Below are 19,495 nucleotides of genomic sequence, written 5' to 3'. Positions count from 1 at the left end.
AACACGACAGGAGGCTCGATGTCCACGTTTCCTGCGGAACTCTGGAGGGTCTCCACCGAGATAGCGCCCTCCCTCCTGCTCGGCCTTGCCGTCGCGGGGATCCTCCACGTGCTGGTGAAGAAGGACAGGATCTTCCGCCACCTCGGCAGGCCCGGTTTCTCCAGCACGCTCAAGGCCTCGCTCTGGGGAGTCCCCCTGCCCCTCTGTTCGTGCGGGGTCATCCCCACGGCGATGTCGCTCAGGCGGGACGGCGCATCGCCCGGCGCCACTACGGCCTTCCTCGTCTCCACTCCGCAGACGGGGGTCGATTCGATACTCGTCACGGCAGGCATGCTGGGATGGCCGCTTGCCGTGGTGAAGATGGTCTCGGCCTTCCTGGCGGGCCTGGTGAGCGGAGTTCTGACCGATCTCCGCAAGGCCCCCGCTCCCTCTGCAGACGCCTCCGCGGCCGAATCGTGCGCCGTGCAGGCCGGAAGGGGAGTTTTCGCACGGTTCTGGGGGCACGCGTTCGGCGTGATCTTCCGCGACCTCTACAGGTGGCTCGTGTTCGGCATAGTGATCTCCGCCCTGCTCTCGACCTTCATCCCCGCCGACAGCCTGGCCGGCGTGACCTGGCTGCACGGACCGCTCGGCATGCTGGCCGCACTCGCGGTAGGGGTCCCTCTCTACGTCTGTTCCACGGCATCCGTACCGATAGCCGCGGGTCTGGTCGCCGCGGGCTTCCCTCCCGGCGCGGCCATCGTATTCCTCATGGGCGGCCCGGCCACAAACGCAGCCACCATGGGCGCCGTGAGGAAGTTCCTGGGCAAGCGCGTATTCTGGATCTACATCACGGTGATCTGCGCCGTGAGCCTCGCGGCCGGGCTTCTTTTCGACGGGGTCATCTCCGAAGGCACGGCTGCAGGCATGGCTACTCACGGCATGCATCTGATCCCGCACTGGCTCCCGCCTGCCGCCGCCCTGCTGATGATCGCCGGGATAGTCTGGCTCGCGTGGTCCGATCTGTCCGCCCTCATCTCCGAGAGAAGCGCCAGGAGGTCCACCTCATCCTTCAGGCTCAGGATCGGGGGGATGTCGTGCGGCTCCTGCGAGCGCAGGGTGCGCGAAGCCCTCCTGTCGGTCCGGGGAGTGAAGGCTGTTTCGGTATCGAGGCAGGAAGGCTCGGCTGTCGTGGATGCGGCAGCGGGCTTCGACAGGCGGCTCGCAGTCGCAGCCGTCACGGGGCTCGGTTATGAAGCCACGGCGGACTGAAGACATGCCGGCACCCGACGAGGTCAGGCTTCTAGCCGACCTGTTCGCACTGGCGGCCGACCCGACCCGGCTGCGCCTGCTCGCGACCCTGCTTCATGGCGAGAAGTGCGTGTGCGAACTGTCAGGCGAGGTCGAGTCGAGCGTGTCTGCGGTGTCGCACCAGTTGAGGCTCCTGAGGGCCGGAGGGCTCGTGTGCCGCAGACGTGACGGCAGGCATGTCTACTACTCGCTGGCCGACGATCACGTGGAGGCGCTGATGACGATGGGGCTCTCGCACGTGAGGGAGTAGCCGCGAGCTTCCGGACGGTCCATCCAGTCGAAGCGCCGGGGATCGGAATTGCCGGCGTCGCGGCGGACCCGCACCCGGTGGAACGGCTCAGGGCCTCCTGAGCCACCTGGCGATCCTGAGGGCCTCCGAATCGAGTTCGGCGAGGATGCCTGCAAGGACCTCGTCTTCCGAAGGCTGGGCGTGCCTGTCGGCATAGTCCGGTATGACCGAGGCTCCCCTCCTGTAGTCCCTCATCCTGCTCCCCGAGACGCTCTGCTTCATGTCTCCGATCAGTTCGAGATACCTCTCCATCAGAGAACGCTCCGATTCTCCCGGGAACTCCAGCTCGGGCAGGGCGCACAGGTGGCCGTTCATCTCGAACTCGTCGGCCGTGGGGATGCGCTTGCCCCTCTCCAGGCGCGGCAGCAGGTTCGAGAATCCCAGCCAACGGAGATACAGGGTGTAGCCTTCTATGCCCTTCAGCCTCGCCTTGTCCGAGACGGCGCAGGCACCCGCGCCGGGCAGGTCGGCCGAAGTGTAGAAGTCGGCCTCCTTCGGCACGGCAGAGAGTGCCGCGCGGGCCCGATGAGCCTGCAGTGCGGTCTCCGAACTGGTCAGGCAGGCCGGAGGATGGCTCCGGCGGGCATCGAAGCGGCTCCGGTGCTTGGATTCGTTCCGCAGCAAGGAGAACAGGTTGTCGTAGAGCACCCATCCCGGGAGAAGGGCGGGTGCTCCGGCGGGAGCCGGGGGCTCGCCCTGCGTGACAAGGGAGAACGGATATGCGATCCTGCCCGGAGGAAGCGTCACGCCCGTGGCGATGATCGTCCCCGTCGCCACGAAGGCCGGGAACTTCACCGACGAGCCGAGGCCGAAGAACACCCCACCCCCGATGGAGATCTCCTGGTCGGGCAGCCGCGAAGTGTGGTTGCTGCCGACGTTTGCGCCGTATCCGAGGTTGCCCCCGCCGTCGGGCCAGCGCGCGGCGATCAGGAGCGACTGGTGGTGCATGGCGCAGAGCGGGCCCACCAGGCTTGCCGTCACCTCGCCCGATCCGTGCGAGGAGCACGGCCCGAGCATCGAGGATGTCAGCCTCGCACCCTTCTCGACCAGGGCGCGCTCGCATACCACCGAGTCCTCCACCATGGCCAGACAGTCGACGGAAGCCGACCACTGGACGACCGAGGACCGGACGATCGAGCCGTCCGATACCCGGCATCCCTCTCCGTCCCCGCCCAGGAAGATGGAATCCCTCAGCGATCCGGGACAGTCGAAGCGGCATCCCTCACCGACGAGGCAGTTCTCGACCAGCCGGGCGCCCCTGATGTGCGCCCCGCGGCCGATCACGCCCCTGGGCTGCGCTTCGACGAAGGAGGCGAAACTCTCGCGGGAGGCCTCGTAATGGTCGTGGTCCCTCACCGTGACATCTCCCGAGGTGAGCCTGGATGCGAGAGGCACCCCGATGGCCGGAAGGGCCCGGAGGTCACGCTCGCCGGTTTCGACCCCGAGTTTCAGGAGAGGTCCCCTCGCGAGGCCGAGGGAGCTTTCGAAGGCCACCCTGCCGCAGTCCTCGATCACCGCTCCATCGAGCACGTGGTAGCCCGCCAGGAGCCCTGTCCTCTCCAGGACTATCATTCCTTCGAGGATGCAGTCGGAGATGCCCGACGAGGAAAGGATCGAGCCGGGGGCGAGTGCGAGGACGACCTCGCCAGAGAACCGGCATGACGTCACACCGCCGAGGTCGGAGAAACGGCCGGTAGATACCCTGCTCCAGTCGAAGGCAGTGCAGCCCGCATCGCGGAGCGCCAGGACCTCGTCGGCCGAGAGGGGCCGCGTGCCCGGCGGCACCTTCGGCGCCGCGACGGAACGCAGGGAGAGATCGAGTGCGGCGGCTATCTCGGTCCTGAGAACCGCCCTGCCGGACCTCCTCACGCCGCGGGAAGGCGTCGGAGCAGCGGCCTCGCGAATATCAGAGCCTGGCGAGAAGTCCACGGAGGAATTCCCAGAAGCGCCCGGTCGAGGATATGCAGACCCTCTCGCCCGGAGCGTGGACGCCCCTGATGTCCGGACCCATGGAGATCATGTCCATGCCTCCGACCCTGTCGCCGATGATCCCGCACTCCAGGCCCGCATGCACGGCCTCCACGAGCGGCTCTCCGCCTGTAAGCCCCCTGTAGTGTGCAGTCGCGGCCGCAAGGAGTTCGGAGGATGCATCGGGCTTCCAGCCGGGATAGCCGTTGCCTCTCGAATGCGAGAACCCGGCGAGTCGCGCGGAAGCATCGAGGCGGTCGACCAGTGCGTACTTGGCGGTCTCGACCAGGCTTCGCGCGGTGAGCACGAGGGAGACCGAATCAGCCCCGGACTCCAGGATCGCCAGGTTGCACGAGGTCTCCACGAGCCCCCGGGACAGGCAGCTCATCCTCTCGACGCCGTGGTGCAGCGAGAGAAGCAGGTCCACGGCCCGGGATGCGAATTCCGGAGGCATCACGGAGTCCGGGAGGGCATCGCCCATGACAGTGACACTGATGGTGATATCGCCGTCGACGGGGGAGAACTCCTCCCTCTGCCGGACCTGGATCGCCGCTACGGCCTCACGGATCCCTCCGAGGCCGTCGCGAGGGGCCACCACCAGCGCCGATGCGGTTCTGGGGATGGCGTTCCGCTTGGATCCCCCCGCCATGGCAGCCACGGCGCAGCCGTGGCCGTCGATGAGCACGCGCAGCACCCTGCCGAGTACCCTGATTGCGTTGGCCCTGCCGCTGTGGATCTCCATCCCAGAATGGCCGCCCAGGAGACCCTCCACCCTGACGGACAGCGGGACGAACCCCCGGGCTGCGGGGACCGGCGTGAACCGCCCCTCGATGCCGACGTCGACGCCGCCGGCGCAGCCGATGCAGAAGTGCCCCTCCTCCTCTGAGTCGAGGTTGATCATCCGCCTGGCCTCGAGCCAGCCAGGATCGAGATGAGAGGCTCCCGTGAGCCCCCTCTCCTCGTCGATCGTGAAGAGACACTCGAGGGGGGGATGGTTTTCACACCCGCCATCGAGGAGGGCCAGCATGATCGCCACGCCCATCCCGTTGTCGGCTCCGAGCGTGGTCCCGCGCGACACCACCCAGTCGCCGTCGACCTCCACATCGATCGGATCGCGGAGGAAGTCGTGCGAGCTCGAATCGAGCTTCTCCGCGACCATGTCGGTATGAGCCTGGATGCACACGGGCCTGCCGGACGAGGCCGGTCCCCTGCCCGGCAGCTTCACGAGCACGTTCCCCACAGCGTCGGTGAGATGGGCCAACCCCCGTTCGGATGCGAACCCGCACAGGAAGCGGGTCATCTCCTGTTCCGAGCCGGAAGGCCGGGGAATGCTCCTGACGGCGTCGAACATCCGCCATACGATCGCGGGCTCGAGGCCGGACAGGATGCTGATCCGTCCTTCTTCCACCGCCTTCGTCACCTCCCGTTCCAGAGAGGGCCGATGAAGGCCCTGAAGAAACCGCCGTCCGTGTCGGGCTCGGGTCCGCCCCTGACTATCAGATCGGCATCGAGACCCTTCGACTCGATCTTCGAGCGTTCACGGAGGAAGAGGGCGTTCCCGGACTCCCTCCCGAACTCGGGGTGGAACTGCACCCCGAAGAGCCCCAGATCGAAGCTCACGAAGGACTCTGTGAACGAAACCGGGCTCCATGCAAGGATGGCCGCCCCTTCGGGCAGCCTTACGACCTCGTCGTAGTGGAACTGGAACAGCTTCGTGGAACGGGGTATCCCGAAGAGCCCGGAGCCGAAGGGGCTCCATAGGACTTCGAGCCAGCCGGTCTCGCCGCCCGACGGATTCCTGCGGACCGCGGAACGCCCCGAGACGGCCCTCGCGAGGAGCTGGTGGCCGTAGCAGATCCCCATCTGGCGGACTCCCCCGTCGACCGCCCTCCTGATGAAGGTTTCGGCCTCCTCCTGGAAGGGGGCGTCGTCGCAGATCGAGAGCGCCGATCCGGAATGGACGACGTGGGTGAAGTCCAGGGGATCGGGAAAGTCCTGTGAGCCGGGAGTGAAGACCCCGGCCAGCGCATCGGGCGGGATCCACCGGGAGATGTCGGCCCCGGCCGTGCGGTCGGTGGAGTAGTCGATCACGAGAGTCCTGGTCACCCCGTCACTCCGCCGCGCCGGGAGAAGAGCCTTCGGCATCCTCGAAGTCGATCCGCCAGTCGAGCGGGGCGGCAGCCCTGAGCATGGCCGACACGCCGCAGTACTTCTCCTGGGAGAGCTCGACGGCCCTGCGGATCTTCTCCACCGGCAGCCCGTGCCCCCCGAATACGTATCTGAGGGAGATCCTCCCGAAGACGGACGGATATCCGTCGGTGAGAGGAGCGGATGCCTCGAGCCGGAAGGTGAAGCCCTCCACCCTCATCCTGGCAAGGATGGAGACCACGTCCATGCCCGTGCAGCCTATGAGCCCGGAGAGCAGCAGCGCCTTGGGCCTCGGACCCGCATCGGCACCTCCTGAGTCGCCGGGGGCGTCGAGTATGAAGGCATGCCCGTCCTGCTCGATCTCGAAGGCCATGCCACCCAGCCACCTGCCAGTCGATCCAGCCATCCGGCCCCCATTGCGTGAAGACTCGCGTTCTGGAATACTCGTCGATACTCATAACACGGAGGTCCGCGGTCAATGCTCCTGCGCAGGATCGTCAGGCGCGTGGTCCGCAGGTCGACGCGCTTCCCGTGGATCGTCCCCGCCCTCCCGAGGCCCCTGACCGTCAGGATGGACACCACGAACCGGTGCAACCTGCGCTGTTCCATGTGCCCCATGAGGCTGTCCGACCTGGATCCCGACCGAGTCTGGATGGACATGGAGGATTCCCTTTTCGGCCGCATAGCCTCCGAAGTCTTCCCCAGGGCGTCGTCCGTCTCCCTCTCGTGCGGGGCCGAACCGCTCTGCAACCCGTCCTTCCCATCCCACCTGGAATCCCTCTACAGGGCCGACGTGCCCTGCCGGGAGATGGTGACGAACGGCATCCTGCTCACGGGGGAAAGGCTCGACGCAGTGCTCCGGCACCCTCCCACGACACTCACGGTGTCCGTCGACGGGGCGACGGAGGAGACCCACGCGGCCATCAGGGGCGGGTGCGACCTGGGTGTCGTGAAACGGAACCTCCAGGCCCTCGCGCAGGGCAGGAAGGCCCGCGGCGGGAGCATCCCGCACGTCGCCTTCAGCACCACGCTGCAGCAGAGGAATCTGGCGGAACTGCCCGGCATAGTGGCACTCGCGGCTGACTGCGGAGCCGAGACCGTGAACGTGAATCTGCTCGTCCCTTACGAAGGGCTCGGAATGGCAGGCGAGGCGGTCGATCCTTCGGATCCTCTCCTGGCCGACACGATGGATCGTGCCGGGCGCGCAGCGGCCGTGCTGGGGGTGGGCCTCCACCGGGCCGGCTCCGCATCGCCCGGCCCGGACTGCCGCTACTCCAGGTCATGGGTCTTCATCGCCCCGGACGGAAAGGTATTCCCCTGCCCCTACTGGAATCTGGGCGATCCCGTCGGCGACCTGTCCGTGTCCAGCTTCGGGGATGTGTGGAGGGGCGCCGCCTGGGAGAGGCTGAGGGCGCGCCTGGCCGGGGGGGTCTTCGGGGGGGTGTGCGCATCGTGCCCTGAGATCGAGGGAGCGGTGCGCGGTGAGATAAGCAAGGTGTGACTCAGGGGAAGCTGTTCAGACCGAGGAATCCCGTGACCATCCAGGCCCCGTCGTGGAGGTCGAGTATCGCCTCCGATTCGAGGGTGAAGCCTCCTGATGTCGCGAAGACCAGCGGGACCACCGCCCTGTCGCCGTCGTAGGACGGCTCGCCGACAGTCATCTCGTACTGGAGATATCGCGCGGCCATGACCGGGAGCGCCACGGTCCGCTTCAGGTATTCCCGGGAGTCCCAGTCCTCGAGTTCGCCGACACCGGCGGCGTAGCCGGCCGAGGCCAGCCTGGCGGCAACCCCGTCGGGGTCGAATTCGGCGGTCTGCTTCAGGGCGTCGAGCATGGTCTCGACCATGGAGAGCGCCTCATCGGATACGAGCGAGTCCACCGCCGTGGAATCGCCCGTCCTGAGGGCCGAGAAGAAGGCTTCGACAACGGGGCCGGGGTCGGTGTCGGCCGCCGATGCAGGCAGAGCTGCGATCATCAGGCTTGTGACGATGCCGGACATCGATCTCATGGCCACCGCCCGTCGGGATGATTCCCTGATGGACTATAGGCCTCGGAGCACGGGGCTGCAAGCTCTAGCCGCGCTCCGCCCACACCCCGAGAGTCTGTATCGTCATGTCGCGGGCGAGTTCCATACCCCTCTCGGAAATCCACTCCTCCCTGGAGTGGAAGAGTTCGCCTCCGGTAGGGAGGTTCACGCAGGGAAGGCCCATGAAGGAGAGTCTGGAACCGTCGGTGCCGCCCCTTATCGCTCCCTCCCTGCACTCCACACCTGCCCTCGAGGCCCCCTCGAGAGCGTACTCCACGGGCCGCCTGTCCTTCCCCAGGATCTCGGACGGGTTCCGGTACTGCTCCTTCAGGGTGAGCACTATCTCGGAGCCAGGGTGCTTGAGGGCCATGTAGTCCCTCAGGCCCTGCATCCTGGTGCGTCTGGCATCGATGCCGGCAGAGGTGAAGTCCCTCAGGATCATCTTCACGCGGGCATCGGAGGAGGTCCCGGAGATGTGGAGCGGGTAGTCGTAACCCTCCATGCCCCTGCTGTTCTCCGGCATCTCCTCGGTCTTCAGGGCACATATGATCTCGGAGGCGATCCTGGCGGCGTTCACCATCAGCCCGTACGCGCTGCCGGGATGGACCTGGCGGCCCCTGATGCGCCATTCCGCGCTCCAGGCGTTGAAGGTGGCGGTCTCTATCTCTCCGATCACGCCGCCGTCGACGGTGTAGGCGAAATCAGCCCCGAACCTTCCCACGTCGAAGTTCTCTACTCCGCGGCCCACCTCCTCGTCGGGGGTGAAGGCGGCCACGATGCGGGGCCTGGGGATGGAAGGATCGGCCAGCATCGTCCGGAGCACGTCCATGATGATCGCCACACCGGCCTTGTCGTCGGCCCCCAGCAGGGTGGAGCCGTCGGAGGTGACGATCGTCGTCCCCCTGTAGCGCATCATGTCCACCGACCTGGCCGGGTCGACCGTGACGCCGCTGCCCAGGGCGATCGGGGAACCGTCCCAGCCTCGATGGAGCACCGGATTCACGCCCGATCCGGGTTCCTCCGGCGACGTGTCCACGTGGGCGATGAGACCAATGACTGGCCCTCCGCCCGCTCCTGGCATCCTGGAGTAGAGCACCCCCTGCCCGCTGAGTTCCACGTCGAGCATGCCGATCTCCCGGAGTTCGGATTCGAGCATCCGCAGAAGGTCGAGCTGGGACGGAGTCGAGGGGGCCGCGGGGGAATCCTCGTCAGACGCCGTGTCGACGCGGACATACCTGAGGAAGCTGTCGAGGAGTGAAGACATGCCGTTCTCCTTTTGCGGATCGTCCTTTTCTAGTATATAGATCACTCGAGTGGTCACATGTCACCCCTCCGGAGCCATCGCCGATGGAGAACTTTCTGACAGCGGTCGAGGTCGCACGGTGTCTCGGGGTCTCCCTGCCCGAGGCCGACAGGATACTCCACAGGAGTTCACTGAAGGCCACCATGGTGGGGGGGCAGAAGAGATATGTGCGCGACGAACTCCTGCACTGGCTCGAGAGCACCTTCGGCAGCCTCACCGTCGAGAGGCTCCGCAATGTGGACCTTTCGAACGCCTCGAACGCGGGTCTCGATCCGACCCAGCCCTTCGTCTCCCGCATGCTGGAGGGAAGGATCCATCCCATGGTGCCCGCCAGGACAAGGGTGTCCCTGATCAGGTCCCTGGCCGACCTGGCAGTCGGAACGGGGCTCACGTACGACGAGCACCTGCTTGCCGAACAGATATCATCGCGCGAGGACATAGTCTCGACCGCCCTGCCGAACGGGGTCGCGTTCCCCCATCCCAGGGACATGCGCAGCGTCTACATGGAGGATGACCTCCTCATCCTCGCCAGGACCGCCTCCCCCGTACCATTCGGGGCTCCCGGGGGAAGGCTGACCGGGATCTTCTTCCTTCTGCTGCTGCCCTCGCCCAGCGTGCACCTGCACGTTCTGGCCAGGCTCAACAGGATGATCAGGGACCAGGGCCTGGTCGACGCCCTGGAGGAGGCGCCGGGCGCGACGGAGATGCTCGATGCAGTCAGGTCGGCGGAATCCGCTCTGCTGGCCTCCGGGAGATAAGCCTGAGGACCCTGCGTGGTCCGTGGAGTGGAGGTTCTATGGGGTTCGCGGGGAGAAGCATCATCTCGCTTCACGACATGACGGCCGCCGATCTCGAAGTGATCATGGACACGTCGGGCAGGATCAAGGCCTGCCGGGAGAAGGGCTTCCTGCAGGGCAGGACCATCGCGGTGATGTTCTTCGAGGCCTCCACCAGGACCAGGCTCTCGTTCGAATCGGCGATACAGCGCAGCGGCGGCACGGTGATAGGCTTCGCCAACCCGGCATCCTCGTCGCAGAGCAAGGGCGAGTCCTTCGCCGACACCATCTCAACCGTCACGGGGTACTGCGACGCGATGGTGATCAGGCATCCCGTGGAGGGTTCGGCCAGGCTCGCATCCGACATCGCCTCGGTCCCCGTGATCAACGCGGGCGACGGTGCCAACCAGCACCCGACCCAGACATTCCTCGACCTGTTCACGATGAAGGAATCCTTCGGGAGGCTGGACGGGCTCCACATCGGGATGCTCGGCGACCTCAAGTACGGCAGGACCGTCCACTCGCTGGCGACCGCCATGGCGATGTTCGGCGCGCGGATGACCTTCATCTCCCCGCATACCCTCCAGATGCCTGACATGATCAAGCGCGAGCTATCCCAGGCCGGCGTCTCCTTCCGGGAGGTCCGCCAGCCGGAGGAGGCCGGAGACGACCTCGACGTGCTCTACGTCACGAGGATCCAGCGCGAGAGGTTCGGCGATCCGCAGGAATACGAGAGCGTCGCCCACAGCTTCAGGGTGACCGCCGACACGATCCGCGGGCTGGGCGGCAGGGTGCTCGTGATGCACCCGCTCCCCAGGGTGGACGAGATAGCCGAGGACGTGGACCGGCTGCAGAATGCCATCTACTTCCGCCAGGCCCACAACGGGATCCCGACCAGGCAGGCCCTGCTCGGGCTGGTCACCGGAGGTCTGTCATGACCGAGAGGGCTTACAAGGTCTATTCCATCAGCAGCGGAACCGTCATAGACCACATCCCCACCCCTCTCGCGCTGAGGGTGGTGGAGATCCTCGGGCTGGGGAACGAGGGCATACTGACCATCGGCATGGGTTTCACGTCGAAGAGGCTGCCCGAGGGCAAGGACATCGTCAAGATCGAGAACAAGGTCCTGACCCGCGACGAGACGGACATGATAGCGCTGATAGCACCGGAGGCCACGATCAACATCATAGAGGGCGGGAAGGTGATCGAGAAGAGGAGGATCAGCCTGCCGGACGGCATCCGTGGCGTGATGAGATGTCCCAATCCCAACTGCGCCACCAACGTGCTGGGAGCCCCGCGGGTCTTCGGCCTCGCCTCGCCGGAGGGGCCTCTCTACAGGTGCCGCTTCTGCGAGCGGACCACCAAGGTGGAGCCGGACCTGCTCATCACTTCCGCGGGGACCTAGGGATGGCGGGCCGCACCCACGGATTCCCGGGCCCGCTCGACCGCCGCGATCTGACGATGCTCGCGGCCTGCATGGCCGCATCAGTCGTCCTTCTCCTGTTCCTGGGTGATCTGCCGGTGTTCGGTGACGGCTGGGCCTATGGCTACAGGTCCGCCTCCTGGATCGCGCATCACGGCATGCAGCCCGTTGCGGCCGGAGAGGAACGGGGCGAGCAGGCGATGGGACATCCCACGCTCATGCTCTGGATCTGGGCGCTCCTGATGAATGTCCTGGGCGACACGCCCCTCGTGGCGCACCTCCTGCCGGCATTCCTGTCAGGCCTTGCGCTCTGGGGCACCTACCGCTACGGCTCGCTTCTCGGCGGCAGGGCCGCAGGGATGTGGTCGGCGGTCATACTCCTGGCGAGCCCGCTCTTCCTGGCCCAGTCGATGCAGCCGCTGCAGGACGTCGGATTCATGGCCATGGCCGTGCTGGCCATGCACGGGTACGGATCCGGCCGCAACGGACGGGCGGCTCTCCTCACGGCCGTCGCTACTGCATTCAGGGAGCAGGCTCTTCTCCTGGCCGCATCCTTCATGCTGGTGGAACTCGCCAGGAACGGTTTCTCGAAGCCCGGCCGGATCCTCGTCCACCTGCTCTCCCCGGCGGTCCTGGCCCTGACCGGCCTGGGCAACCTGGCATACAACGGCTACTTCTTCTTCCCGACCTATCTCGGCGACCCGTCCGAGCTCGGGGAGGGATGGCTCCCCGGTAGGATCAGGCTGTTCGCCGGACACCTCCTCGCGGGAGACGGCAGGTGGCTGCTGCTGACGTCGGCGATCGCCCTGACCCTCGCGAGACAGGCGCGCAAGGCCCCTTCGGTGACGGCCGTGCTGCTCCTGCTCTCCCCCGCGTTCCTCTTCCCGCCAGGGAGGATCATGTTCCTCGCACTGATGGCCGCAGCCGCCCTGCTCGCAGTCCTCAGGGAGGGCAGGATGCCCGATCCGGCCGCCCTGCCGGCAGTCGTCTTCGCCCTCGCCATGATCGCCTTCCATGTCCTCGTGGTCTCATTCGCGCCCGATCCGCAGCTCGACCTCTTCAGATACATCCTCGCGGTATATCCGGCCGTGATCGCATGCACCGTCGCGCTGATCCGGAACCGGGGCGGGATCAGGATGCTGCATCCGCTCGCCGCAGCAGCGGCGCTCGCATGCGTGACGGCCGGGACCAGGATCGTCCCGAATCAGCCGGACGCCACCCCTGCCGGGTTGGCCACCGTCTACGACACCAGGGAGATGGCCGTGGCGGCCTCTGCCGTGGGTGACACCGTCATCGCGCCGGAAAGCGAATGCGCTCTGTTCGAGAACCCCGCACTCGGGTTCGTCGATGCCCCGGTCCCGTGCCGCAGGCTGGGCGGAGGAACCCTGGACCCGGAGGCATCCTACACTGTCTACAGGCCCTGGGCGGATGCTGCGAACCCCGGGTTCGACGAGGCATTGGCCGGGATGATCGTCTCGGAGGCCGTCATGGAGCCTGTCGTGAGAAGGGCTTCGGGAGGATTCGAGCAGACCCTCTTCAGGCTGGAGCCTGCGAGGTGAGGATCTGCCTGCTCCAACCCCCCAGGCCCGGGGGGCGGGGCACGAATCTCCTGCCGCCGCTGGGCCTGCTCTATCTGGCTTCGTCGCTCGAGAAGGCCGGCCACGAGGTTGCCCTTGTCGACGCCGCCCTGCTGGGACTCTCGGGAGAAGGCCTCCTCAGGGCTGTCTCGGGCAGGGAGCCCGACATCCTGATGGTATCGGCCTTCACTTCCGATGTCTCCTCCCTGGCCTGCGAGATGCCGCGCCTGAGAGAGGGTCTCCCTGCGGGAACGGCCATGTGGCTGGGCGGGCCCCATGCTTCGTGCAGGGGCAAGGCTTCGCTGGATGACCTGCCATGGTTCGACGCAGCCTTCGTGGGCGAGGCCGAGGAGACCGCAGTGGAGGCCGTATCGGCCTTCCCCGCCGAACCGGACATCACGGGGGTGATCCGCAGATCGGCCCCCCGTGAAACCGCGCCGGCATCGATAGCCGACCTGTCGGCCCTTCCTCTGCCTGCCTGGCACCTGGCCCCGCCGGGACGATACCGGGGGCTGCCCAACGGAGTGGTCCTCAGGAGGTCGCCATATGCCCCCATCCTCACCACGAGGGGATGCCCGTACCACTGCACCTTCTGCGCCGGCTTCAGGGTGACCGGCAGGAGCCTGAGGCACAGGCCGCTCAGGATGGTCTGGGATGAGATCGAGCTGCTCCGGACGCGGTTCGGAGTGCGCGAGATCCACATAGAGGACGACAACTTCACATTCGACCGCGACTACGCGATGGCCTTCTGCGAGGAGGCCGCCGCGAGGAACACGGGCCTCCTCTTCTCGACACCGAACGGGGTCAGGCTGGACAGGCTAGATCCCGGGCTCCTGTCCGCGATGAAGCGGGCGGGCTGGTACGTAATCCACTGCGGGATAGAATCGGGGTCCGACAGGATTCTGGCAGGCGTCAGGAAGGCCACGGACACGGCCTCGATCCGCTCGGCGGTCCGCATGATCAGGGATGCGGGCCTCCCGGCAGCCGGGTACTTCATCCTGGGCCTCCCGGGGGAGACGAGGCAGGAGATGCTCCAGACCATATCGTTCGCGAAGGACATCGGGCTGGCCTGGGCCCACTTCGCGGCATTCCTGCCCATCCCGGGTTCGGAGGCGGGGGATTCGTATCTGGCGGCCCACGGGATTCCCGGAGGATCATGGTCCACCTTCCACAACACCGCCTGCCCGGCGCCTCCCGACGGGATCAGCAGGTCCGGACTCAAGGCGATCCAGCGCAGGGCCTTCATGTCCTTCTACATGCGTCCCCGCCCCTTCTTCAGGGCGGTAGCGCTGCTGTTCCGGGGCAGGCATGCCGCGAGGCTCGCGAGGCGCGCCCTCGAGTACCTTTCGCCGCGTGCCGCGGCCGATGCGCGGTGCGCGGGATGATAGCCGGGAGGACGGTCTCGCTGGTGATCCCCGCCCACAACGAGGAGCAAGGGCTCCCGAGGGTCCTGGGAGTGGTTCCCGAAGGCATCGACGAGGTCATCGTGGTCGACAACGCCTCCACGGACTCGACCGCTGCGGTCGCAGCCTCGTTCGGGGCGAGGGTCGTGCCGCAGCCCGTGAAGGGGTACGGGAGCGCCTACATGGCGGGCCTCCCGGCCTCCGGCTGCGAGATCGTCACGACGGCCGACGCCGACGGCACCTACCCCGTCGAGCTCCTGCCATATCTGGTCGACAAGCTCGAGGCGGGCCGCTGGGACTTCGTCTCGGCCCGCAGGGTGGCCGACGACAGGGCCGGCAACCTCGAGAACATGCTGAGGTTCGGCGGGAACGCGATGCTGACGTTCTGGACCGTGGCGCTCTTCTGGAGATTCATAAGGGACAGCCAGTCCGGCATGTGGGTCTTCCGCAGGGAGGTTCTCGACGGCCTAAGGCTCACCAGCAGGGGCATGCCGTTCTCCGAGGAGATCAAGATCGAGGCATGGCGGAAGAAGGGCCTGCGATGCTGCGAGATCCCCGTTCCCTTCAGCTATTCGCGCAGGCTGGGCGAAGCCAAGCTGAGACTCTGGAGGGACGGGGCCAGGAACCTGGCCTTCCTCTTCGCCAAGCGCCTGGGGATATCGATGACGGGCGCCTGACCCGGAATCCCGGGAGATGTGGAATGGGCGGGCCGGAGCCCGCCCATTCCCTTTTGCGGAGGATCGTCAGTCGAGCACCACGACCCTGTGGAGGGCGGTGAAGCCGCTGCCCTGCAGGCAGGCGGCATAGGCGCCCGCTGGGAGCCCCTCGACCGTCGTGGAGTGTTCTCCGGCCTCGAACCAGCCGTTCTCCACCTCGCGCACCAGCCTGCCGGTCGTGTCGTAGATCGTGAGGACGGCGTTGCCGGCGTTCTCGAGGGTCCATACCAGCTCGACGGGGCCGAACGACGGATTGGAGGACGCTACGGACAGCATGCTGCCGCCCTCCTCCTCCTCTATTCCGGTCGGGCTCCAGTAGACGTACAGGTCCTTGAGGGACGGCGTGGCATAGGGATTGGTGGTCTGCAGCGTGACCCGGTACTGCAGGTAGCCCGTGCCATCCTCGAGGAGGCCGATGATGCTGCTCGGGTTCGTGCCGCTGATGTTGGGGCTCCACGAGCCCATCGCGGACGGATTGTCGGAGGCCCTGAGGTTGAAGTAGATCGACGTGCCTGCAGGCTGATCCAGGCTCCAGCCCATCTGCTGCCAGTAGCCGACCTGGTCGACCTGGTAGATCGAGGAGTAGAGGACGCCGGGGCTCGTGAACCCGCCTATCCTCCACCAGCTAATCCTGTCCTCGTCGGTCGCGGCGCCGGCCACGTCGGGCACTCCGTCGTCGTCGACATCGCCTGCGACCACGAAGATGCCGCCCTGGAAGTCGCCGTCTACCAGGCTCTTCTCCCATGAGGTGCCCGGCAGGTTCTGGTACCAGTAGACGTCGTCGGACGAGCCGCTGCTGCATGAGGCGAGGTCCATGTCGCCGTCGCCGTCCATGTCGACCTCGACCACCGATGTGACGTTGGTGACCGTGGCGTCGATGGTGTTGGCGGTCCAGCTGCTCCCGGAGTAGTCATAGAAGCTGATGCCCGCCCAGTTGGCCGACACGACCTCGAACGAGTTGTCGGAATCGACGTCGGCTACTGCTATGGAGTAAGGGTTGGAGAGCCCGGTTGCCACCGTCGACTTGATCCAGGAGCCGGTGTACTGGAGATCGTTGGTGTAGAGGACGATCGACCCGTAGTACGTGGAGGTGCAGAAAACGTCGATGTCGCCGTCGTTGTCGATGTCGCCGGTGTCGCAGGCGTATGCGCCGAGGAGTGAGCCGTCGATGTACGTCTTGATCCAGGGGAGGCTCTGGTTGACCCTGTTCCTCCACCAGACCACGTCGCCGGTTTCGCTGGACACGCCCACGATGTCAGGGTCGCCGTCGCCGTCGAAGTCGGAGAGGCTGATCTGCCTGGCGTCGAAGTCGGTTTCCAGGACGGTGGCCGTCCAGCTCGTGCCGCCGCTGTTGTTCCTGTACCATACGATCTGGTTGGCATCGGCCGCCGCCACCACGATGTCGCGGGCGCCGTCCATGTTGATGTCGGCCACCTTGACGAAAACGGGGCCGTTGATGGTCCCGACCGTGTACTCCGTCCAGGATTCGCCGGCGCCGTTGTTCTTCCACCAGTGGACGTAGTCGTCGTAGTAGGAGCACCCGGCCATGTCGAGGTCGCCGTCCTGGTCGATGTCCACGAGGTCGCAGCCGTAGGCGCCGTTGACGGAGGGATCGATCACGTTCTCGCCCTGGTCGATGACCAGCTTGAGCTGGCCGGGCTCGGTATCCCAGTCGAGGTCGGTGCCGAGGTAGAAATGATCACCCCAGGCGCTGACGGGTCCGGCGACCCCCGGCCCGCCCTCCCAGTTGGTCTGGCTCTCGATGTTGGCCCAGAGCGAACCGCTCATGAGCAACAACGGCATGGTGAACAGACACAATCTTTTCATCGGGACCCTCCACTCCGATTGATTTATGCTGGCAGCCATGTCAATATCTGCAAGAATCCGGCCAGTGGCAATCCTTCAGGAAGATGCTCCGAGCGAGGCGGGGCCGGGGCTTCCGCGCGCGAACCTGTCCCTCTCGCTGAAGATGCATCCGCAATATGGCTGGCGGTAGAGCCCCGCGGCCCTCGAAAGCTCGACGGACCTGCCGTAGAGATGCCTCAGATCAATGTAGACGAACGGCACGCCCGTGCGGGCCGAGACCTCCTCCCCCGCCGCCCGGAGGAGTGCATGGTCTGCATAGGGACTCAGCATGAGCGTCGTGGAGAACGAGTCGCATCCGCATTCGAAGGCCTTGCATGCCGCCTTCGACAGGCGGTCGGAGAAGCACGCGGCGCATCTCGGCTCCGACCCGATGAGCATCGAGACGTTCTCCTCCAGCGGATACGAGTAGTCGACGACGAGAGGGGTGCCGGTCCGGGACACCCATTCCCCCAGGGTGTCCAGCCTGCGTTTCCACTCCCGCCAGGGATGGATGTTCGGATTGTAGAAGAAGGCCGTGGACTCGAAGCCCTGTTCCCCCAGGAAAGGTTCGGTGACCGTCATGCACGGGGCGCAGCACACGTGGAGGAGCAGCCTCCTGATCAGCGTCCGGCCTCCTGCGAGAACATGTCGGCCCTCCCAGTCCACTCGAGGCCCATATGCCTGCAGGCCTTGGCGGTGGCGCACCGCCCGCGGCTCGTCCTGATGATGAAACCCTCGGAGAGGAGATAAGGCTCGACCACGTCCATCAGGGTGTCCGATTCCTCGTTCAGGGTGGCGGCGATGGCGGATATGCCCACCGGGCCGCAAGAGTAGCGCCCGATCACTATACCGAGGTACTTGCGGTCGAGCGCGTCGAGCCCGCATTCGTCGACGCCGTTGATCTCCATGGCCTCGAGGGCCGAGTCCGCGTCGATGCCCTGCCTGCCCGACACCTGGGCGAAGTCCCTGACCCTCCGCAGGAGGCGGTTCGCCACACGCGGCGTGCCCCTCGACCTTGAGGCCACCATGGCGGCGGCGTCCGCATCGATGGAAACCCCAAGTATGCCCGAGGACCTCAGGATGATGGATGCGAGATCGTCGACGCTGTAGAAGTCCAGGTGGAGCGCGAGGCCGAACCTGTTCCTGAGCGGACCCGTGAGGAGTCCGGCCCTGGTGGTGGCGCCCACGATCGTGAAGCGGCAGAGCCCCAGCTTGACGGTCCTGGCGTGCGGGCCGGGATCGAGGACGAAGTCTATCTCGAAGTCCTCCATCGCGGGGTACAGGTATTCCTCGACCACCCTCGGCAGCCTGTGTATCTCGTCGATGAAGAGGACCCCGCCCTCCCGCATGTTGGTCAGGATGCCCACCAGGTCGGCGGCTCTCTCGAGGGCCGGCCCGGATGTCGTAGTTATCTCGGCGCCCATCTCCGCAGCGATCACGTGCGCAAGCGTGGTCTTGCCCAGCCCCGGGGGGCCGTGGAGGAGGATGTGGTCGAGCGGCTCGGATCTGCCCCTGGCGGCCTCTATCGCTATCCCGAGGTTCTCGACGACCATGCCCTGCCCGACGTACTCCGAGAGGAGCCTCGGCCTGAGGGTGCAGAGCACTGCCTCCTCGCCGTTCTGAACCTCCCCGGAGACCACGGACTGGCGCGTCATCTCGTACCCCTGATCCTCATGGCCTCACGCACGAGGTCGGATGACCGGCGGGAGGCCTCTTCGCCGAGGGCCTCCGCGGCCCGGGAGATGAGCACATCAGCTTCGGACGGATTGATTCCGAGCTGAGCAAGCACGAGCCTGGCCTCCGAGGCGGCGTCGCCTGGCGGAGCCGACGGCGAATGGGTCCTGGACAGCTTTTCCTGGAGAGCGGCGATTATCTGCCTGGCTCTCGCCCTTCCGATGCCGGGAAGGGTCGAGAGGAATCTCTCGTCCCCTGCCACGACGGCCGAAGCTATTTCCGAAGCCGGCCTGGCAAGAGCCTTCACCGCGGCTCTGGCGCCCACCCCGGAGACAGATACGAGGGCCTCGAAGACCTCCCGTTCGACTTCGTCGTCGAACGCGATGCACATCGGCAGTACCCTGCTCCCCTCCATCTGGACCACGAGCTGTACCGGCAGATCCTCGACGCGCCCTGGCACGAGCCTGGACGTGAGGTTCCGTGATGCCAGCAGGCGCACCGAGAGGCTGCCCGTCCCCAGGACGAGCCCTCCGTCGTCGATCGACTCGACGGTTCCGCGGATGCGCTCGATCAAGGCTCCCCCCGTTCCATGAGCGCGATGGCCACGGCGAGAGCGTCGGTGACGTCGGGAGGCCTGATCTCCTCCCTGATGCCGAGGAGATGCCTGACCATGCCGGAAACCTGCTCCTTGCCAGCCCTGCCGTTCCCGGTGACGAGCTTCTTGACCAGCGTGGCCTGGAGTGCGGTCACGGGTATGCCCCTGACGGCGGCCGCGAGGCAGAGTACACCCCTGGCATGCCCCATGACGATGGCGGTGGCCGGGTGGGCGTAATGGGAGTAGATCTCCTCCATGCCCATCACTTCCGGCGAAAAGCCTTCGATGACGGAGGAAAGTCCCTCGTAGAGCTCCTTCAGGCGATCTGGCAGAGGTGCGCTCCGGCGGGTCCGGATGGTTCCCGCCTCCAGCAGCACCGCTCTCCCTCCCGCGGACCCGATCAGACCGTATCCGGTGATCTCGAGGCCCGGATCGACACCCAGGACGATCCCGCCGGTAGA

Annotated in this window: 20 protein-coding genes; 9 read left to right on the top strand and 11 right to left on the bottom strand. The window is 66.3% G+C overall.

Translation table 11 applies throughout. The features are described 5' to 3' along the window. The first annotated feature begins 18 nt into the window (after positions 1-18). Together QUS11_00640 and QUS11_00635 are read left to right on the top strand one after the other, a co-directional pair. Positions 19-1,251, top strand: a complete 1,233-nt coding sequence (locus QUS11_00640; protein ID MDM7991801.1) for a permease — start codon at positions 19-21, stop codon at positions 1,249-1,251. Positions 1,252-1,255: 4 nt separating this feature from the next. Beyond that, entirely contained in the window at positions 1,256-1,540 is a 285-nt protein-coding gene (locus QUS11_00635) for a metalloregulator ArsR/SmtB family transcription factor (protein MDM7991800.1), read from the top strand. Between the two features lie 87 nt (positions 1,541-1,627). Here the strand turns inward: QUS11_00635 and QUS11_00630 are convergent, their stop codons facing one another. Genes QUS11_00630 through QUS11_00615 form a run of 4 tightly spaced genes read right to left on the bottom strand, consistent with a single transcriptional unit; the run spans position 1,628 to position 6,101 of the window. Then, positions 1,628-3,448, bottom strand: a complete 1,821-nt coding sequence (locus QUS11_00630) for a DUF4954 family protein (GenBank protein ID MDM7991799.1) — start codon at positions 3,446-3,448, stop codon at positions 1,628-1,630. Between the two features lie 37 nt (positions 3,449-3,485). Further along, positions 3,486-4,955, bottom strand: a complete 1,470-nt coding sequence (gene pepD, locus QUS11_00625; protein MDM7991798.1) for a beta-Ala-His dipeptidase — start codon at positions 4,953-4,955, stop codon at positions 3,486-3,488. A gap of 8 nt (positions 4,956-4,963) precedes the next feature. Beyond that, on the bottom strand, positions 4,964-5,653 hold the full coding sequence (locus QUS11_00620; GenBank protein MDM7991797.1) for a type 1 glutamine amidotransferase: 690 nt from the start codon (positions 5,651-5,653) through the stop codon (positions 4,964-4,966). Between the two features lie 4 nt (positions 5,654-5,657). Then, positions 5,658-6,101: an OsmC family protein gene (locus tag QUS11_00615; GenBank protein ID MDM7991796.1), complete on the bottom strand. Its 444-nt coding sequence runs from the start codon at positions 6,099-6,101 to the stop codon at positions 5,658-5,660. Positions 6,102-6,173: 72 nt separating this feature from the next. Between QUS11_00615 and QUS11_00610 the strand changes: the two genes are divergently transcribed. Further along, positions 6,174-7,196 carry a radical SAM protein gene (locus QUS11_00610; protein ID MDM7991795.1) on the top strand — a complete coding sequence of 341 codons (1,023 nt, stop codon included), beginning with the start codon at positions 6,174-6,176 and terminating at the stop codon, positions 7,194-7,196. A gap of 1 nt (position 7,197) precedes the next feature. Here QUS11_00610 and QUS11_00605 read toward each other — a convergent pair whose 3' ends face one another. Further along, entirely contained in the window at positions 7,198-7,704 is a 507-nt protein-coding gene (locus tag QUS11_00605; protein MDM7991794.1) for a hypothetical protein, read from the bottom strand. Between the two features lie 64 nt (positions 7,705-7,768). After that, positions 7,769-8,986 (bottom strand): peptidase T, encoded by a 1,218-nt coding sequence (pepT, locus tag QUS11_00600; protein MDM7991793.1) that lies wholly within the window; start codon positions 8,984-8,986, stop codon positions 7,769-7,771. An 83-nt stretch (positions 8,987-9,069) separates the two neighbouring features. On the opposite strand from pepT, the gene QUS11_00595 reads away from it, so the two are divergent. From QUS11_00595 to QUS11_00570, 6 genes are read left to right on the top strand one after another with little or no spacing between them, the layout of a single operon-like run. Next, complete coding sequence (locus QUS11_00595) at positions 9,070-9,783, top strand: PTS sugar transporter subunit IIA (GenBank protein MDM7991792.1); 714 nt, start codon at positions 9,070-9,072, stop codon at positions 9,781-9,783. Between the two features lie 38 nt (positions 9,784-9,821). After that, the gene (pyrB, locus tag QUS11_00590) at positions 9,822-10,739 is read left to right on the top strand and encodes an aspartate carbamoyltransferase (GenBank protein ID MDM7991791.1); all 918 of its coding nucleotides are present in this window, start codon (positions 9,822-9,824) and stop codon (positions 10,737-10,739) included. Beyond that, positions 10,736-11,206: an aspartate carbamoyltransferase regulatory subunit gene (locus QUS11_00585; protein ID MDM7991790.1), complete on the top strand. Its 471-nt coding sequence runs from the start codon at positions 10,736-10,738 to the stop codon at positions 11,204-11,206. Before pyrB ends, QUS11_00585 begins: the two co-directional genes overlap by 4 nt. A 2-nt stretch (positions 11,207-11,208) precedes the next feature. Further along, a complete protein-coding gene (locus tag QUS11_00580; protein ID MDM7991789.1) occupies positions 11,209-12,783 on the top strand; it encodes a hypothetical protein in 1,575 nt (524 codons plus the stop codon). Next, positions 12,780-14,186 (top strand): radical SAM protein, encoded by a 1,407-nt coding sequence (locus tag QUS11_00575; GenBank protein MDM7991788.1) that lies wholly within the window; start codon positions 12,780-12,782, stop codon positions 14,184-14,186. Before QUS11_00580 ends, QUS11_00575 begins: the two co-directional genes overlap by 4 nt. Then, positions 14,183-14,881: a glycosyltransferase family 2 protein gene (locus QUS11_00570; GenBank protein ID MDM7991787.1), complete on the top strand. Its 699-nt coding sequence runs from the start codon at positions 14,183-14,185 to the stop codon at positions 14,879-14,881. Before QUS11_00575 ends, QUS11_00570 begins: the two co-directional genes overlap by 4 nt. Positions 14,882-14,947: 66 nt before the next feature. On the opposite strand, the gene QUS11_00565 is transcribed toward QUS11_00570, so the two are convergent. From QUS11_00565 to ruvC, 5 genes are all read right to left on the bottom strand, one after another. Then, positions 14,948-16,747, bottom strand: a complete 1,800-nt coding sequence (locus QUS11_00565; GenBank protein MDM7991786.1) for a T9SS type A sorting domain-containing protein — start codon at positions 16,745-16,747, stop codon at positions 14,948-14,950. 75 nt (positions 16,748-16,822) lie between these two features. After that, a complete protein-coding gene (locus tag QUS11_00560; GenBank protein ID MDM7991785.1) occupies positions 16,823-17,365 on the bottom strand; it encodes an epoxyqueuosine reductase QueH in 543 nt (180 codons plus the stop codon). A 20-nt stretch (positions 17,366-17,385) separates the two neighbouring features. After that, a complete protein-coding gene (ruvB, locus tag QUS11_00555) occupies positions 17,386-18,420 on the bottom strand; it encodes a Holliday junction branch migration DNA helicase RuvB (protein MDM7991784.1) in 1,035 nt (344 codons plus the stop codon). After that, positions 18,417-19,013 (bottom strand): Holliday junction branch migration protein RuvA, encoded by a 597-nt coding sequence (gene ruvA, locus QUS11_00550; protein MDM7991783.1) that lies wholly within the window; start codon positions 19,011-19,013, stop codon positions 18,417-18,419. Before ruvA ends, ruvB begins: the two co-directional genes overlap by 4 nt. Further along, positions 19,010-19,477 (bottom strand): crossover junction endodeoxyribonuclease RuvC, encoded by a 468-nt coding sequence (gene ruvC, locus QUS11_00545; protein MDM7991782.1) that lies wholly within the window; start codon positions 19,475-19,477, stop codon positions 19,010-19,012. Before ruvC ends, ruvA begins: the two co-directional genes overlap by 4 nt. Positions 19,478-19,495: the final 18 nt, after the last annotated feature.

Origin of the sequence: Candidatus Fermentibacter sp. (assembly GCA_030373045.1) — a bacterium.
Lineage (GTDB): Bacteria > Fermentibacterota > Fermentibacteria > Fermentibacterales > Fermentibacteraceae > Fermentibacter.
This window is presented reverse-complemented; position numbering and strand designations above follow the sequence as displayed.

Coding starts and splice junctions, on each gene's coding strand:
- QUS11_00640 (MDM7991801.1), top strand. CDS start 19: ATGTCCACGTTTCCTGCGGAACTCTGGAGGGTCTCCACCGAGATAGCG.
- QUS11_00635 (MDM7991800.1), top strand. CDS start 1,256: ATGCCGGCACCCGACGAGGTCAGGCTTCTAGCCGACCTGTTCGCACTG.
- QUS11_00615 (MDM7991796.1), bottom strand. CDS start 6,101: ATGGCTGGATCGACTGGCAGGTGGCTGGGTGGCATGGCCTTCGAGATC.
- QUS11_00610 (MDM7991795.1), top strand. CDS start 6,174: ATGCTCCTGCGCAGGATCGTCAGGCGCGTGGTCCGCAGGTCGACGCGC.
- QUS11_00605 (MDM7991794.1), bottom strand. CDS start 7,704: ATGAGATCGATGTCCGGCATCGTCACAAGCCTGATGATCGCAGCTCTG.
- pepT (MDM7991793.1), bottom strand. CDS start 8,986: ATGTCTTCACTCCTCGACAGCTTCCTCAGGTATGTCCGCGTCGACACG.
- QUS11_00595 (MDM7991792.1), top strand. CDS start 9,070: ATGGAGAACTTTCTGACAGCGGTCGAGGTCGCACGGTGTCTCGGGGTC.
- pyrB (MDM7991791.1), top strand. CDS start 9,822: ATGGGGTTCGCGGGGAGAAGCATCATCTCGCTTCACGACATGACGGCC.
- QUS11_00585 (MDM7991790.1), top strand. CDS start 10,736: ATGACCGAGAGGGCTTACAAGGTCTATTCCATCAGCAGCGGAACCGTC.
- QUS11_00580 (MDM7991789.1), top strand. CDS start 11,209: ATGGCGGGCCGCACCCACGGATTCCCGGGCCCGCTCGACCGCCGCGAT.
- QUS11_00570 (MDM7991787.1), top strand. CDS start 14,183: ATGATAGCCGGGAGGACGGTCTCGCTGGTGATCCCCGCCCACAACGAG.
- QUS11_00565 (MDM7991786.1), bottom strand. CDS start 16,747: ATGAAAAGATTGTGTCTGTTCACCATGCCGTTGTTGCTCATGAGCGGT.
- ruvB (MDM7991784.1), bottom strand. CDS start 18,420: ATGACGCGCCAGTCCGTGGTCTCCGGGGAGGTTCAGAACGGCGAGGAG.